The sequence below is a fragment of the Streptomyces sp. NPDC048504 genome (genome assembly GCF_043200035.1).
GTDB lineage: Bacteria > Actinomycetota > Actinomycetes > Streptomycetales > Streptomycetaceae > Streptomyces.
The window spans coordinates 179,803-194,570 of sequence record NZ_JBICXA010000004.1 but is presented as its reverse complement, the minus strand read 5'-3'; the positions used below and the strand labels follow the sequence as shown (position 1 = coordinate 194,570).

Annotated in this window: 14 protein-coding genes; 6 read left to right on the top strand and 8 right to left on the bottom strand. The window is 71.2% G+C overall.

Annotation, left to right across the window (positions count from 1 at the left end; genetic code table 11):
• Nucleotides 1-31: 31 nt before the first annotated feature.
• A complete protein-coding gene (locus ACGFY9_RS11795) occupies nucleotides 32-1,003 on the bottom strand; it encodes a polysaccharide lyase family 1 protein (protein WP_393753566.1) in 972 nt (323 codons plus the stop codon).
• A gap of 238 nt (nucleotides 1,004-1,241) precedes the next feature.
• Between ACGFY9_RS11795 and ACGFY9_RS11790 the strand changes: the two genes are divergently transcribed.
• Together ACGFY9_RS11790 and ACGFY9_RS11785 are read left to right on the top strand one after the other, a co-directional pair.
• A complete protein-coding gene (locus ACGFY9_RS11790; protein ID WP_393753565.1) occupies nucleotides 1,242-2,564 on the top strand; it encodes a PHB depolymerase family esterase in 1,323 nt (440 codons plus the stop codon).
• A gap of 76 nt (nucleotides 2,565-2,640) precedes the next feature.
• Nucleotides 2,641-3,927: an SGNH/GDSL hydrolase family protein gene (locus ACGFY9_RS11785; protein WP_393753564.1), complete on the top strand. Its 1,287-nt coding sequence runs from the start codon at nucleotides 2,641-2,643 to the stop codon at nucleotides 3,925-3,927.
• 97 nt (nucleotides 3,928-4,024) lie between these two features.
• Here the strand turns inward: ACGFY9_RS11785 and ACGFY9_RS11780 are convergent, their stop codons facing one another.
• A complete protein-coding gene (locus ACGFY9_RS11780) occupies nucleotides 4,025-5,392 on the bottom strand; it encodes a nucleobase:cation symporter-2 family protein (RefSeq protein ID WP_393753563.1) in 1,368 nt (455 codons plus the stop codon).
• A 136-nt stretch (nucleotides 5,393-5,528) separates the two neighbouring features.
• On the bottom strand, nucleotides 5,529-6,875 hold the full coding sequence (locus ACGFY9_RS11775) for an FAD-dependent oxidoreductase (RefSeq protein ID WP_393753562.1): 1,347 nt from the start codon (nucleotides 6,873-6,875) through the stop codon (nucleotides 5,529-5,531).
• A gap of 227 nt (nucleotides 6,876-7,102) precedes the next feature.
• Here ACGFY9_RS11775 and ACGFY9_RS11770 point away from each other — a divergent pair, with 227 nt between their 5' ends.
• Nucleotides 7,103-7,576, top strand: a complete 474-nt coding sequence (locus ACGFY9_RS11770; RefSeq protein ID WP_393753561.1) for a DUF6214 family protein — start codon at nucleotides 7,103-7,105, stop codon at nucleotides 7,574-7,576.
• 9 nt (nucleotides 7,577-7,585) lie between these two features.
• Here ACGFY9_RS11770 and ACGFY9_RS11765 read toward each other — a convergent pair whose 3' ends face one another.
• Complete coding sequence (locus ACGFY9_RS11765; protein WP_393753560.1) at nucleotides 7,586-8,317, bottom strand: TetR/AcrR family transcriptional regulator; 732 nt, start codon at nucleotides 8,315-8,317, stop codon at nucleotides 7,586-7,588.
• A gap of 261 nt (nucleotides 8,318-8,578) precedes the next feature.
• On the opposite strand from ACGFY9_RS11765, the gene ACGFY9_RS11760 reads away from it, so the two are divergent.
• Entirely contained in the window at nucleotides 8,579-8,827 is a 249-nt protein-coding gene (locus ACGFY9_RS11760) for a DUF2630 family protein (RefSeq protein WP_033278377.1), read from the top strand.
• 242 nt (nucleotides 8,828-9,069) lie between these two features.
• Here the strand turns inward: ACGFY9_RS11760 and ACGFY9_RS11755 are convergent, their stop codons facing one another.
• The 4 genes from ACGFY9_RS11755 to ACGFY9_RS11740 form a co-directional block, all read right to left on the bottom strand.
• Nucleotides 9,070-9,789 (bottom strand): HAD family hydrolase, encoded by a 720-nt coding sequence (locus ACGFY9_RS11755; RefSeq protein WP_393753559.1) that lies wholly within the window; start codon nucleotides 9,787-9,789, stop codon nucleotides 9,070-9,072.
• Between the two features lie 106 nt (nucleotides 9,790-9,895).
• Nucleotides 9,896-10,573 (bottom strand): phosphatase PAP2 family protein, encoded by a 678-nt coding sequence (locus ACGFY9_RS11750; RefSeq protein ID WP_393753558.1) that lies wholly within the window; start codon nucleotides 10,571-10,573, stop codon nucleotides 9,896-9,898.
• A gap of 105 nt (nucleotides 10,574-10,678) precedes the next feature.
• Complete coding sequence (locus tag ACGFY9_RS11745) at nucleotides 10,679-11,614, bottom strand: M56 family metallopeptidase (protein ID WP_393753557.1); 936 nt, start codon at nucleotides 11,612-11,614, stop codon at nucleotides 10,679-10,681.
• Between the two features lie 94 nt (nucleotides 11,615-11,708).
• Complete coding sequence (locus ACGFY9_RS11740) at nucleotides 11,709-12,299, bottom strand: DUF5134 domain-containing protein (RefSeq protein WP_393753556.1); 591 nt, start codon at nucleotides 12,297-12,299, stop codon at nucleotides 11,709-11,711.
• 167 nt (nucleotides 12,300-12,466) lie between these two features.
• Between ACGFY9_RS11740 and ACGFY9_RS11735 the strand changes: the two genes are divergently transcribed.
• Nucleotides 12,467-14,149 (top strand): FUSC family protein, encoded by a 1,683-nt coding sequence (locus ACGFY9_RS11735; protein ID WP_393753555.1) that lies wholly within the window; start codon nucleotides 12,467-12,469, stop codon nucleotides 14,147-14,149.
• Complete coding sequence (locus ACGFY9_RS11730) at nucleotides 14,146-14,718, top strand: MarR family winged helix-turn-helix transcriptional regulator (protein ID WP_393753554.1); 573 nt, start codon at nucleotides 14,146-14,148, stop codon at nucleotides 14,716-14,718. Before ACGFY9_RS11735 ends, ACGFY9_RS11730 begins: the two co-directional genes overlap by 4 nt.
• The last annotated feature ends 50 nt before the right edge of the window (nucleotides 14,719-14,768 follow it).

Genomic DNA, 14,768 nt, shown 5'->3' with positions numbered 1-14,768 from the left:
GTCCCGATTCCTTCTCCGAGGTGGGGAGTGGTCAGAGCTTTCCGGTGCCCGCGCCCGCGGTCACCGAGGCGACGACGGTCGAGGCGGGCTCGGCGGTGTAGCTGTACGGCGGGCTGGTGAACGTGCCGACCTGCGAGATCTCGGTGGCGGCTCCACCGAGGTCGTTGCCGCTGAGGTTGGCGTAGCCGTCCACGTCGCTGTCCCGGTTCGTCGTGACGGCGACCTCCGTGTCCCGGAAGACGTTGTTCTGGACGAACATCTGGGCGCCCATGCGCGAGTGCACGGCGGTCTCGGCGCCGACGACGTAGTTGTCGTAGAAGTGCCCGGTGCCGAAACGGAGGCTTGGGATGCGGGAGTTGACCTGGTCGAACCAGTTGTGGTGGTAGGTCACCCGCAGATGCCCGGTGTCCTCGCTCGCGTTGTTGTCGCTGTGGCCGACGAGTGAGCCCTTGTAGTGGTTCTTGAAGGTGTTCCAGGAGACGGTGACGTAGTCGGAGGCGTGGCTGATGTCGACGAGGCCGTCGTAGTAGTCCTTGCCGTGGTCGAGGTCGGACGAGAAGGCGTTGTGGTCGATCCACACCTTCGTCGAGGCCTGCACGGTGATGCCGTCGGCGGGCGCCACCGGCTTGCTGATGTTCAGGTTGCGGACGACGACGTTCGTCACCTTCTTCAGGCGCAGCCCGCCACCGGTGAACCCGGACGCCGAACCGACGCCCAGGACGGTCGTGTTGGACCCGACGTCGACCTGACCGCTCAGCGAGATCCGGCCGTTGACCTTGACCACCTTCGAACTGGCGCCGGTGACCGCCGACTTGAAGGCGTCCAGCGTCGACACCGTGACCGCCGCGGCGCTGCCGCCACCGGTCGTCCCGGCACCGAAACCGACCGGCGAGGCGTCGGCCGCCGACGCGGGCTGGGGGAGCGTGAGCACGGCCGCCGCGGCGAGGGCGACCGCCGCCAGGGCTGATCGTCGTGGATGTGTATGTGGGGGGCGAGTACGCATGCGGGTGCGTCCCTTCCGGGGAAGTGGGGTGATCGTGTACGTGAACGATGTACGCCATGAAGGACCGCGCGGTCACACTTCTGAACGGAACGTAGGGTGCAAGCGCTTTCTAGTCAACGCTTGTGCAGAAACTATTCGAAGCGTGGGAGCGCTTCCATGGCATCCGTGTCCATGCCACGATGCCGATTGCTCTCCCCGAAAGATGCCGCACGAGCCGCGATCAGGAAGGGACGATGACGTGCGCCCCACAGCCGCCGACACCCTCAAGTCATCGAGAAAACCGCCGCGTTCGGTACTCGTCGCCCTCTTCGGAGCGCTGGTGCCCTTACTCGCGGCCCTGACCCTCCTGGCACCCCCGGCCGCCGCCCGCACCGAGGCCGTCCCCACCGCCACCCTCACCGAGGTCACCGGCTTCGGCGCCAACCCCAGCAACCTGCAGATGTATGTGTACGTCCCGGCCGCCGTCACCGCGCACCCGGCGGTCGTCGTGGCCGTGCACTACTGCGGGGGATCGGGCCCCGCGATGTACTCCGGCACCGAATACGCCTCGCTGGCCGACCAGTTGGGCTTCATCGTCGTCTACCCGTCGGTCACCCGCGCCAGCAAGTGCTTCGACGTCTCCTCGCCCCAGGCCCTGCACCGCGACGGCGGCAGCGACCCGGTCGGCATCAAGTCGATGGTCGACTGGGTGACGAGCACCTACTCCGCCGACACCTCCCGCGTCTACGCCCTGGGCATCTCCTCCGGCGCGATGATGACCAACGTCCTCCTCGGCGACTACCCCGACGTGTTCGCGGCCGGCGCCGCCTTCGCCGGCGTACCGTTCGGCTGCTTCGCCACCACCGACGGCTCCGAGTGGAACACCGCCTGCGCCAACGGCACCGTCATCCAAACCCCCCAGCAATGGGGCGACCTGGTCCGGGGCGCCGACCCCGGCTACACCGGCCGCCGCCCCCGCATGCAGCTGTGGCACGGCACCGCGGACGACACGCTGAGCTACCCCAACTTCGGCGAGGAGATCAAGCAGTGGACCAACGTGCTGGGCGTCAGCCAGACCCCGGCCGCCACCGACTCCCCGGCGACCGGCTGGACCCGCACCCGCTACGGCGCCACCGGTGACCAGGCCCCCGTCGAGGCGATCAGCCTGCAGGGCGTCACCCACAACCTCTACACCTACGGCATGGGCGCCCGCGTCCTCACCTTCTTCGGCCTCGACTCCGGCTCCGCGCCCCAACCTCCTGCGGGCGCCTGCGAGGTGACCGTCAAGACCAGCGCCTGGAACACCGGCCTCACCGCCTCCGTGACGCTCACCAACACCGGCACGAGCACGGTCAACGGCTGGCAGCTCGGCTTCACCCTGCCCGCCGGCCAGGCCATCACCAACGGCTGGGGCGCCACGTACGCCCCCGCCTCCGGCACGGTGACGGCCACCAACGCCTCGTACGACGGCACGATCGCCCCCAACGCGAGCGTGACCATCGGGTACCAGGCGACCCACACCGGCAACAGTGCGGCGCCGACGGCCTACACGCTCAACGGGACGGCCTGCACAGTCGGTTGATCCACTTCGGGGTGCGTGCCCGACGCCTCCGGCACGCACCCCCGCTCCCAACTCCCGCCAGAGGAAGGCCGGTTCCGTGCAGCCAACGAGACGGACAGCGATCGTCGCCACGACGACAACGGCACTGTCGGCCCTGGTCGCCACCAACCCAGCCCGCGCCGAGGGTAGTTCGGCCCCTCCCGTCACGCACTGGGTGAACACCTGGACGGCGATGCCCCAGCTCACCGAGCCCGGTAACCTGCCACCGGCGCCGTTCACCGGCACCGGCTCGGTCCTCGTCGACACCACCCTGCGCCAGACACTCCGCGTCACCACCGGAGGCCGGAAACTGCGCCTGCGCTTCTCCAACGCCTACGGCGACACCCCGCTCCCGCTCACCGCGGTGACGTTGGCGCTCCCGCAGGACGGCAGGGCAGGAGCGAGCGCGATCGTGCCCGGCAGCGGCAGACCAGCCACCTTCGCCGGACGCAGATCGGCGACCGTCCCGGTGGGCGCCCAACTAGTCTCCGATCCACTGGACTTGGACCTGCGCCCCGCGTCCGTCCTGACCGTGACGGCTTACCTGGCGACGGGCCAGCCCTCTCTCGCGCTCACCTCGCACCCGGGCTCGCGCACGACGTCGTACCTGCGCACCGGTGACCACACCGAGGACCAGGACCTGCTGCCCGGGGCGACCCCGGTCGACCACTGGTATCTGCTGAGCGACGTCGAGGTCCTGGCCCCGCGCGCCACCGCGGCCGTAGCGATCCTGGGCGACTCGCTCACCGACGGCCGCGGTTCCACGACCAACGCCAACGACCGCTGGCCCGACCAGCTCTACGACCGCCTCCGCACCCACCCCGCCACCGTGTCCGTGGCGATCCTGAACCAGGCAGCCGGGGGCAACCGTGTCCTCAACGACGGCCTCGGCCCCAACGTCCTCGCCCGACTCGACCGCGACGTCCTCTCCCGCAGCGGAGTCACCCGCCTCATCGTCTTCGAGGGCGTCAACGACATCGGCACCGCCGACGCGACTCCCGCCGCCCAACACCAGGTCACGGAAGACCTGTTGGCCGCCTACGACCAGATCGTCGTCCGCGCCCACGCCCAGGGCATCCGCGTCTACGGCGCGACCCTGCTCCCCTTCGGCGGCAACACCTACGACGACCCGGCGGGCGAACGCGAGTCCTCCCGCCGGGTGGTCAACTCCTGGATCCGCACGGCCGGTTGCTTCGACGCGGTCCTCGACTTCGACCGCGCTGTACGCGACCCCGCCGACCCGCGCCGACTGCTCCCGTCCCTCCAGGTCGGCGACTGGCTGCATCTCAATCCGGCGGGATACGGGGTGCTGGCCGCGACGGTCCCCGCCGGACTGCTGCGCTGACCAGGGTGCAGGACATCGGCGGTGCCTGATCGGCGCCGGTGAGTAGAGCGGCGTGCGTGCCATGCCCCGCGTCTGCGGCAGGATCCGCCGGTCGACCCTAGACGACCGGCTCCTCCGCGACGGCGCCGGCGGGAGCCGCGGTGCTGGTGGCGGGTGAACTCCCCTTCGACGGAAGGTGGTTGAAGAGGAGGTTCAGCACGATCGCTGTCAGGCAGCCCGCGCTGATGCCGCTGTTCATCACCGTCTGGAACCAGTCCGGGAACTGCGCGTAGATCGTCGGCACCCCGACCGGGAGCACGCCCACGGCCACCGAGACGGCGACGACGGTGAGGTTGTGGTTGTCCTTGAAGTCGACCTGGGTCAGGGTGCGGAGACCGCTCGCGGCGACCGTGCCGAACATGACCAGTCCCGCGCCGCCGAGCACCGGCGCCGGTATCGCGGCGACGACCGCGCCGAGCTTGGGCAGCAGGCCGAGGACGACGAGGATGCCACCGGCGACGGCGACGACCCAGCGGCTGCGGACGCGGGTCATGCCGACGAGGCCGACGTTCTGCGCGTACGCCGTGTACGGGAAGGTGTTGAAGATGCCGCCGAGGACGGTGGAGAGGCCGTCGGCGCGCAGTCCGTCGGCCAGGGAACGCGGCTCTATCCTGCGGTCGGTCATCTCGCCGACCGCGATCAGGTCGCCGGTCGTCTCGGTCATCGTCACCAGCGCCACCACCAGCATCGACACGATCGCCGAGGCATGGAAGGTGGGCGTACCGAAGTGGAACGGTGTGCTGATGCCCACCCAGTCGGCGTCCCCGACCCCGCTGAAGTCCGTGAACCCGAAGACCACCGCGGCCACAAGCCCAACCGCCATGCCGATCAGCACCGCGATCCGGCTGAGGAAGGCCGGCGCGAACCGCTGCACACCGAGGACGACCGCGAGGACGAACGCGGCGAGCGCGATGTTCTTCGGCTCACCGAAGTCCTTCGCGCCCTGGCCGCCGGCCGCCCAGTTGCCCGCCGCCGGCAGCAGCGACAGACCGATGATCAGGATCACCGTGCCGGTGACCAGCGGCGGGAAGAAGCGCAGCAGCCTGCCGAAGACGGGGGCCAGGAGCGCGATGGCGAGCCCCGCGATGATCACGGAGCCGTAGATCGCGGGCAGTCCGCCGCCCGTCGTACCGATCAGCACCATCGGGGACACCGCGGCGAACGTACAGCCCTGCATGATCGGCAGCCGCACGCCGAACCGCCAGAAGCCTATGCACTGGATGAGCGTCGCTATCCCGCACACCAACAGGTCCGCGGTGATCAGATACGCCAGATCGGCGGCCGACAGCTTCATCGCCCCGCCAACGATCAGCGGCACCGCGACCGCGCCCGCGTACATCGCGAGCACGTGCTGGAGCCCGAAGGCGGCCAGTTGCCGTACGGGTGGGACCTCGTCGACGGGATGCACGGGTGTGGTCGTGGCCATGGGCACTCCTGAGCGGCGGAGAGGGGAGAAACGTGCGAACAGTTCGAGACCGTAGGCGCCTTGAACAGTTTGTTGATTTCTGGTTTGTTGCCGCCGTGTGTCTTGCCCAGCTGCTATGTGTGCGCCCCACATATCTCTATGTGTGCGCCTCACGTGCCGCCGCCAGCAGGGCCTCCCAGTCCGGCAGTTTGACCACTCCACCCCGCCCGAGCGAGACCCCCAACTCCGCCTCGGCCCGCTCGATGGCCTCCCACCCGCCCCACTCGACCGGCTCGATCCCTTCGGCGCGCAGTGCGAGGAGCGGGTCCTCGGGCGGGTCCCGTCGTACGAGCATGGGCGCGTCCGCGAGCAGCGACGTCACCGTCTCCTTGGCGTCCGGGCGGTTGGTGCCGATGACGCCGGTCGGGCCCCGCTTGATCCAGCCGGCCACGTACTCGCCGGGTACGGTCCTGCCCTCGCGTACGACACGGCCCGCCAGGTGCGGCACGGTGCCGTGCTCGGCGTCGAACGGCAGCCCGTCCAGCGGCACCCCGCGATAGCCCACCGAGCGCAGCACCAACTGCGCCTCGATCTTTTCGAATTGGCCTGTGCCGACCACTCCGCCCCGCCCGTCCGGCGCGGTGCGTTCGAAGCGCACGGCGCCCACGCGCCCGGCGTCGGCGAGGAGTTCGACGGGACGGAGGAAGAAGCGGAGGTGGATACGGCGTGGGGCGCCCTGGGGCGGGAGTGCGGCCCAGTTGCGCAGTGCTTCCACGTTGCGGCGCTGGGCGCCGGGCAGGGCGGAGAGGTCGAGACAGCCCGGGTCGAGCGCCAACTCGGCCGGATCCACGGTCACTTCGGTGCCCGGGAGGCCGCCCAGTTCGCGCAGTTCCTTGGTGGTGAAGCGGGCCTGCGAGGGGCCGCGCCGGCCCGCCATGTGGACATCTGTGATCCCGCTCGCGGCCAGCGCGGTGAGTGCCGCCTGGGGGATGTCGGTACGGCTCAACTCGGCCGCGCCGCGCGCCAGCATCCGCGTGACGTCCACCGCGACATTGCCCACGCCGATGACCACGGCCGAGCGCGCGCCGAGCACGAAACCGTCGGCGGTGGAGTCGGGGTGGGCGCTGTACCAGGACACGAATTCGGTCGCCGACCAGCTGCCCGGCAGCTCCTCACCGGGAATCCCCAGGTGACGGTCGGTGGCGGCACCCACGCAGTACACGACCGCGTCGTACAACTCCCGCAGCCGGGCGGCCGGCACCCCGCCAGGTCCCACGAGCACCCCGCCGAGGAACCGCACCCGCCCGTGCTCCAGGACCGCCCGCAGACTGTTCTGCAGCGACTTGATCTTCTCGTGGTCCGGTGCCACGCCGTAGCGCACCAGACCGTACGGGCACGGCAGCCGGTCCAGGACGTCGACCAGCGCCCCGGGCTCCAGCTGGACCAGACTCTGGGCGGTGTAGACCCCGCTCGGCCCGGAGCCGACGACGGCGACACGCAGCACGGCGGAACTCCTCACCCGTCAGGCACGCAGGAGAACGCTGATTCGCCAGACCACTGACGACTCCAGGATCGCACCACCGGTGCTCCGCTGACAGGGTGCTGAACGGACCCGTACGCGCCGGGGGCGCGCGTGTCCGTTCGTATGGAGTGTGATCATGCGGTTACGTTGCGTATGTGCTAGAAGCATCCTTCGTTAATCTTTCCGATCGCTCTCCGTCGGACGGTGCGGTGTCCGTGTGGCCCGCGTGGGAAGTGCAGGAGCATGACGGCGCCACCTCGTGGTTCCACGTCCGGCTTGCCTTCCCCGACGGCGCCCGGGTCGACGCACTCGCCGTGGTGTGCGAGCAGACCGTCTCCGTCGAGGACGTACGGGCTCAACCGGCCCTGTCCCTCGACGACTTGACGGTGCTGGCCGACTGGCTTGAGGGGCCGCTCTTCGAGGCGTGCGGGCTGGAACCGGTGCCCGCGGAGGGGGAGGAGTGGACGGAGCCGGGCGGAGCGCGCCGGGCCCGGCCGGCCTGGCCGCGCGGCATCGAGGGGCGGTGGCAGATCGCCCAGGAGTATCGGGCCGCGCAGGAGGAGGGAGTTGATCCCGTCCTCGCGGTGATGTGCGCGACCGGACACAGTCGGCGCCGTTCTCTTCGGCTCATCTCGCAGGCGCGGGACGCGGGATTCCTGACGCCTCGTCACGCTCGGCGCTGAGCAGGGCAGTTACGCGTCCGAGGGCTCGGTCGGCCGGTCGTCGGCCGAACTCCCGGGCGCGGGTGCGGGAATGGGCGGGAGTGCGGACCTGTCGTCCGTCGCGAAGAAGCGTGAGAAGTCCGTGTCGAGCGTTCCGGCTCGCGCACGGGACTCCGGCGGGATCCCCAACTCCCAGTCGAGGCCGTACCGTTCGAACAACTCGGTGCGCAGCACCGGAATCGGCATCGGCACCCCGGGCACGAGCGCCGAGTAGACCGCGCCCATGAGCAGCGCGCGCAGCATGGGGTAGTCGGAGGGGACGTTCCCCGACCCGTACCGCGCGATCGTCTGCCCGAGCAGTTCGGACAGGCGCCGCTGCTCCGGGCACTGCACGAAGCCCTCACCCTGGAGGAGCCCGGCCATGTGCTGGCGCATGAGGACGGGCCGGTCGTGTGCGAGGCCCAGGATCGCGTCGATGGCCCGCGCCATCCGCTCCTGCCCGTCGTCGGTCCGGGGCTCGCGCTCCAGGGCCTCCTCCAGCGTGCGGTGCATCAGGCGGTGCACGGCGGACTGCACGAGCTGGCGTTTTCCGGGGAAGTAGTACGACACCAGTCCGCGCGCCGAACCGGCCCGGTCCGCGATGTCGCCCAAGGTCGTGGCCTCGTACCCGCGCTCACTGACCAGCTCCAAGGCCGCCTGCAGGAGCCGTTCCCGGGAACGCCTGCGCAACTCTTCATTGACCGATGCGCTTCGCGGGGACATGCTGTAACTCCTGCGTTGACTGGCTATCAGCCAACTATACTCAGGACGTCCGGGTCTCCCGTAGAGGGGGCCTGGCGCATGCTGCCGTCCGTCTGGGGCGACGCGGGGGATCGTCTCAGGCGGGCGGCTCCTTTTCGCCCAATGGTTTCCTTGGGCGACCTTTGAACCGGCGTCCGGCGCCGCCTTCTCGCACATCTGTCGCACGGCACGTGATCCGTCCCTAGAGTGGGCACGGATGTCGAGCCGAGGAGGCGCACGGGCATGGAGCAGGACCAGCAGATCTTCGCGCGGATCAACGAGATGGTCGACGACGAGCGCAAGCTCCGGGAGGCCGTCGCGTCCGGCGCGATCGACAGCGCCACGGAACATCAGCGCCTCGGGCAGTTGGAACGTGAACTCGACCAGTGCTGGGACCTGTTGCGCCAGCGCCGCGCGAAGGTGGAGTTCGGGGAGAACCCGGACGAGGCGCGGGTGCGGCCGGAGTCCGAGGTGGAGGGGTATCAGGGGTGAGGTGACGTGAGCTGACGGGTGGGGTGGCCGCGGCGGCCCGGTGCTCCGCGGCCGCTGATCGTCGCGTCCTGTGTCGCTCCTGCTGATCGCTTCGGCGCTACTTGCCGCGCGCGGCAAGCCTGTTGGCGATCTCGGTCCTGACCATTGACGATCCCCTATCGTCAACCTGTAATTGACGATTGGTTCGAGGGTGCTCCGCCATGGCGATCCGGGGGCTGCGACCCGGCGGGCCCAGTGATCGGTCAGCCGCGAAGTCCGCCCAACCCCCGCCCCTGCCCGACCAGTTCGAGCACCGGCCGCAGACCGTCCGGCCGCTCCGTCACCGGCCGGTGGTCCACGAAGTGCACCCCGCACCCCAGGGCCGCCGCCCCGCCGTCCGCCCGCCGGTCGTCGCCGACCATCAGGACGTCCTTCGGGTCGACGCCGAGGGCCTCGCAGGCGACGGTGAACAGCCGTGGGTCCGGCTTCTGGATGCCGTGTTCGTACGACAGGACGTACGCGTCCACGTACGGGTCGAGCCCGTGCTCGCGGAACACCGGCCGCAGATCCCAGCCGATGTTGCTGACCACACCCACGCCGATCCCGCGTTCGTGCAGGGTGCGCAGCACGTCCTCGGTATCGGGGTACGGCATCCATGCGGCCGGCGTCATGTGCCGGTCGTACAGCGCGTCGTGCAACGCCGGGTCGGGGAGCGGGACTTGACGGGAGACGCCGGTGTACGCGGCCCGGTGCAGCGCGGAACTCTGGTCCCGGATGGCCCACACCTCCGCGAACTCCTCGGGCAGTTGCTCCGGCTGCGCACCGCCCGGCATCGCCCCCGCCACCTCCAGCGCCCGCGCCGCCTCGGCCAACTCCGGTTCCGGCAGCGCGATCCCGGTCTCGCGCAACACGGCACGCAGCCAGGACTCGGTGGACTCGATACGGAAGAGGGTTCCGGAGAAGTCGAAGAGGACGGCATTCATGCGGTGATCTTACGCAGCGGCATTCCACGCGGCGGGACGGGCGATACCGGCCAGGTCGAGCGAGCGTGCGCCCAGCACATCGGCGCCCCCGGCACACGCCACATGCTCACTCCGGCGCGTCGTTCGGATCCCCGGTCGCGCTCATCCCCCACCGTTGGTACGCCCCCACGGCCACCGCCACCACGAGCGCCCCCAGTACCCACCCGCCCACCACATCCGACGGCCAGTGCACGCCCAGCCACACACGGGTGAGTCCCACACCCGCGACGGAGATCACGGCCAGGGCCATGGCCGTACGCCACACAGCGCGTCTGGCGCCGTGGTCGTGGAGCAGCCACAGCAGCAGGCCGCAGACCACCGTGGCGGTCATGGCGTGGCCCGAGGGGAAGGCGGCGTAGTGGGCCGAGTCGACGGGGTCGGGCCATGCCGGGCGGGGCCGGGCGACCAGTGCCTTCAGGGTCTGTTGGAAAAGTGTGCCCAGCGCACATGTGGCCGCCAGCCATAGCGCCGTCCACCATGCTGAACGCCGCCACACCAGCCACACCATGGCGGCCGCACACACGAGGCGCATGGTCAGCGGGTCCCAGACCCAGTCCGTCAGGATGCGGAACGTATGCGTCAGACCGTGGTTCTCGACCGCCCAGCGATGCGTGGTCCGGGCGATCCGCTCGTCCACGTCGATCAGTGGACGCCACTCCACCGTGACGAGAGTGAGGAGCAGCGCGGAGCACAGGGCGAGGGCGATGCCGGTCTGTCGGAGAGTCGGGCGGGGCGGGCGGTGCATGGAACGATCCTCGCCGACTCACGGCGGGCGGAGCCAACCCGGCCCGGGGAGCACATCCCCCTCGCCGCCTGTTTGCCCTGACCTCGGCGCCTTCGCGGCCCCTCTTCAGCCCAGCGCCCGCAACCCCGGCACGAACGCCACCAGCACCGGAACCACCGGCACCAGTGCCGCCGTCGCGGTCCAGCCCAGGCGGCGCATCGCCGTGAGGCGGTCCGGGGGAGTGAGCAACCGGTTCACCCGCTGCGGAACATGGGCGTGCGGAGTGGGGCACGGCCCGAACACCCCGCGGTCCTCGTTGAGTTCGACCAGCGCGAGGGCGGTCGTGAGGCGACCGAAGCGCCGTGAGGCCATGTCGTCGGCGGCGAGTTCGACCAGCCGGTGCATCTCGCCCCGGAACGCGGCGAACACCGGCACCTGCGGAAACCCGTTCGCGAGCGCGCCCGAGCAGTGCAGCAACCAGTCGTGCCGGGCCTGTGCGTGCCCCTGTTCGTGCGCGAGCAGCGAGTCCAGCTGCCGCCCCTTGAGGCGCCTCAACGCGGCCGTGGTGATGACCAGTTGGGGCGCGGTACCGGCCATCCACCACGCGTCCGGCCGCTCCCCCTCCAGGACGACCAGCGGCTCGGCGCCCGGCTCCTCGCCGGGCAACACAGGGGCGCGCACGAGGAGTTCGGCCCTCCGCAGCCGACGCCGCGCCCGGGCCCGTACGACCTCACGGACCAGCATCGCCGCGGTCCACGCCCCGCCGCACGCGAGGGCCACCGCGGTCGTGGCGGCCCAAGGCCCGGTCGTCACCAGGGGATAGGCGTCCACGACCGCGTGCGGGGCGTTGGCGAACACATGGCCGCGCACCGCCTGCCATGCGGCGGCCGCGCTGAGCGTCATGGACAGGGCGCAGCACAGGAGGACGGCCGCCACCACGCACTGCCACACCCACAGCGCGAGCACCGGCTCGTGGTCCGGCCAGTCGGCCCGGGCGAGCAGCCGTGGGGCGACAACGGCGGCCAAGGCGCCGAGCAGCAACAGTGCCGCGGGGACCATCATGGGAGCACCCTATGAGCGCCGCGGTGATCAGTGGTACGGCTTGTCGCGGCAAAGTGACGCAGACCACGATGTCGTACAGCCGCGCCTCTCCTGCCTAGAGCGTCAGCAGCATCGCGACCATGCCGATCCCCATCGACAGCCGGCACGCCCGCGCCAGCTCCGGCCGGTCGCCCCAGCCGACGCTCCCGCCGCCGACGGCCGCGCCGGTCACCGCTCCGGGGACCGGCACCAGCCGGATGCCCGACAGCAGCACGTATCCCACGAAGTAGAGGAGCAGCGCGCCCGTCACGAGCGGGACTCCGGAGTCGCCGTGCTCGTGGTGGTGCGCGGGCGAGGCGGCCATCGCGAGCGCCATGTAGACCATGGCCGCGGTGCCCAGCAGATGGTGCACATGGTGCGGACTCCGGCGCGCCGACCACAGGGCGCGCAGCGCCGCCGCGCCGAACACCGCCGCGTAGACGGGCCACGCCCAGGACGGTGGTGTGAACACCGCGGCGGGTACGGCCATCGCTGCCATGCCGAAGCCCATCAGCGCCTCGCCGCCGGCGGCCCGGCGCTGTTCCTCGACGGGGCTGCGCATCCGCAGCAGGCAGTAGGCCCCGGTCGCCGCGCACAGCGCGACCAACAGCCAGCCGGGCGAAGCCGGTCCACCATGCACGCGCATCCCCCGTTCCGCCTCGAACATCGCTCTCCGTCGACGTTCGGTCACAGGATGCCCGTGCCGCACGGGGCGCAATCAAGCGCAACGGTGTACATGGGGAGCACTCGACGGAGCGCGGCAGGTCAGTGGCGCCCCGTGGCATGCCCGACGGGAATACTTCACGAGTAAAACACCCGCTAAGCTTGTTTCCCATGAGCAGTGCGACCCCCGCCCCCACCCCACGCGTCCGACGTCTCCCGCTCGCCGGCGTGCTGAGCCTCGGCCGGCCGTCCGACATCTGGTTCAAGCCCGCGCTCAGCGCGGTCGCCTCGGTCGCCCCGCCCAACCTGACCCTGTTGGCCCTCGGCCGCCTCGACCTGGCGATGTATACGATGGCGGGCTCCTTGTGCGCGCTCTACGCCCACAACAAGCCCTACGCCGCCCGGGCCCGCGCCCTCTTCTGGGTGGTGCTCGGCATGATCGCCGGCCTCGCCGTCTCGCTGGTCACGGCCTCGCTCACCACGAACGCCGTCGTGCTGGTCACGGTCGGCGCCGTCCTGGCCGCCGTACAGAAGGGACTGTGCGACGCGAGCCGGATCGGCCCGCCCGGCAACGTGGTCCTCACTTTCATCAGCTCCGCCTCGCTCTTCGCACCGCAGACGCTCGGCCAGGTCCCCGCGCACCTCGCGCTGGCCGCCGCCGCGGGCGCCTGGGCATGGCTCGTCGGCATGGCCCCCGCACTCGTCCGCCCCTACGGCCCCGAGCGCCGTGCCACCGCCCAGGCCCTGAACGCCGCCGCGACGTACGCCGCCACACACGGCACCGGAGACGGTGACGCACGCGCGCGTGCCGCGGCCGCCATCCACGCGGCCTGGCACTCCCTCCTCGCCACCGGCACCCCTACCCCACCCCGACGCGGTCTCGAACGCCTCCTCGTCCGTGCCGAGGTGGCGCTCGCCGCGCCCGCGGACGCCGACCCGGCGCGGCTGCGCACCTGGGCCCGCGAACTGCGCGGCAGGCGACCGGTCCCGCAGACCGACGTCCCGGCCGGCGCCGTGGACGAACTCCTCGGTGTGGACGCCGAACTGGCCGCCCCCGCCCGCCCGTTGTGGACCAGGCTCGGTCCGCTGACCCCGCTCGTGCTGCGCACGGCGCTCGGCTGTGCGCTCGCCGGATACGTGTCCCTCGCCCTCGGTGTCGGCCGCCCTTACTGGGCCCTCGTCACCGCAGCCTCCCTCTACCAGGCCAACATCACGCTCACCTGGGGACGGGGTGTGCAGCGGGTCGTCGGGAACCTCGCCGGGGTGCTCGTCTTCGCCGCGGTCGCGCCGCTCGCCCACGCGCATCCGGCGGCCCTCGTGCTGTGCTGCCTCGCCTTCAACTTCGGTGCGGAGGCGCTGATCGGCCGCAACTACTGGCTGGGCAGCGTCTGTGTGACCCCGATGGCACTGCTCATCACGGAGTTCGCGCGGGCGCAGCAGCCCGGGGAGCTGATCGCCGAGCGGGTCGTCGACACCCTCGTCGGCGCGCTGGTCGGCCTCGTCGCCGCTGCCGTCGTCACCAACCGGCGCGCGACCGACCGTATCGAGGAGGCGCTGACCGCCGTGGAACGGGCCCGGGAGCGGGCCGCGCGCCTGCTGGCGGAGCAGGCTCCCGCGCCCGGAGCGCTGGGTTCCGCGCCCCGCGCGCTCGCCGCCGCGCTCGTCGAACTGCGCGCCACCGTCGACGCCGCGTCCGGCGAGTGGTGGCAGCGCGCCCTGCCGCAGGAGCGGGTCGTGCTCGCCGAACAGTCCGGACACCGTACGCTCGCCGCGACGGTACGACGCCGGGAGTCGCACTCCCGGCCGACCGTGGATCGGCGTACGGGCGGAAAGACGGAGGGCGTACGGGGATGACGGCAATGAACGGACGGCCGGTTGACCGGGACGGCGCGGCCCGCCCGATCCCTTCGAGTGCGACCCGGGGCGACACCGTCGCCGCCGTCGTCGGGCAGTGGCAGGCCGTGCACCCCGACCTCGACACCGGCCCGATGGAGATCATCGGCCGGATCAACCGGTGCGCCGCCCTGCTCCAGCAGGCCGAGGACGCGCCGCTGCGGCGGGCCGGGCTCAGCCGCCCCGAGTTCGACCTGCTCGGTGCGCTCCGCCGCACCGGGCACGAGCTGACGCCGAGCGAGCTGACCCGGGAGACCTTCTCCTCGGGTGCCGCCGTCACCAAGCGCCTCAAGCTGCTGACCGAACGCGGGCTGGTCGAACGCCGCGGCGACACCCGCGACCGGCGCGTCGCCCACGTCCGCCTCACGGACAGCGGCCGCGACCTCGTCGACGCGATCCTGCCCGAGCAACTCGCCTACGAGACGACCGTGCTCGCCGGCCTGGACACCCCCGGACAGGGCGAACTCGCCTCCCTGCTCGGCGAGTTGCTGGTCCAACTGGAAGGCCGGCTGGGCATGCTGCGCGTCTGAGCCGCCGCACGCGGGCGCCGACGGACCGTTGACGCGAGTCGCGTGATCTC

What these genes read in the sequence shown, in the direction of transcription:
- ACGFY9_RS11795 (WP_393753566.1), bottom strand. Translation starts at nt 1,003, where the DNA reads ATGCGTACTCGCCCCCCACATACACATCCACGACGATCAGCCCTGGCG.
- ACGFY9_RS11780 (WP_393753563.1), bottom strand. Translation starts at nt 5,392, where the DNA reads ATGGCCACGACCACACCCGTGCATCCCGTCGACGAGGTCCCACCCGTA.
- ACGFY9_RS11765 (WP_393753560.1), bottom strand. Translation starts at nt 8,317, where the DNA reads ATGTCCCCGCGAAGCGCATCGGTCAATGAAGAGTTGCGCAGGCGTTCC.
- ACGFY9_RS11760 (WP_033278377.1), top strand. Translation starts at nt 8,579, where the DNA reads ATGGAGCAGGACCAGCAGATCTTCGCGCGGATCAACGAGATGGTCGAC.
- ACGFY9_RS11755 (WP_393753559.1), bottom strand. Translation starts at nt 9,789, where the DNA reads ATGAATGCCGTCCTCTTCGACTTCTCCGGAACCCTCTTCCGTATCGAG.
- ACGFY9_RS11750 (WP_393753558.1), bottom strand. Translation starts at nt 10,573, where the DNA reads ATGCACCGCCCGCCCCGCCCGACTCTCCGACAGACCGGCATCGCCCTC.
- ACGFY9_RS11745 (WP_393753557.1), bottom strand. Translation starts at nt 11,614, where the DNA reads ATGATGGTCCCCGCGGCACTGTTGCTGCTCGGCGCCTTGGCCGCCGTT.
- ACGFY9_RS11740 (WP_393753556.1), bottom strand. Translation starts at nt 12,299, where the DNA reads ATGTTCGAGGCGGAACGGGGGATGCGCGTGCATGGTGGACCGGCTTCG.
- ACGFY9_RS11735 (WP_393753555.1), top strand. Translation starts at nt 12,467, where the DNA reads ATGAGCAGTGCGACCCCCGCCCCCACCCCACGCGTCCGACGTCTCCCG.
- ACGFY9_RS11730 (WP_393753554.1), top strand. Translation starts at nt 14,146, where the DNA reads ATGACGGCAATGAACGGACGGCCGGTTGACCGGGACGGCGCGGCCCGC.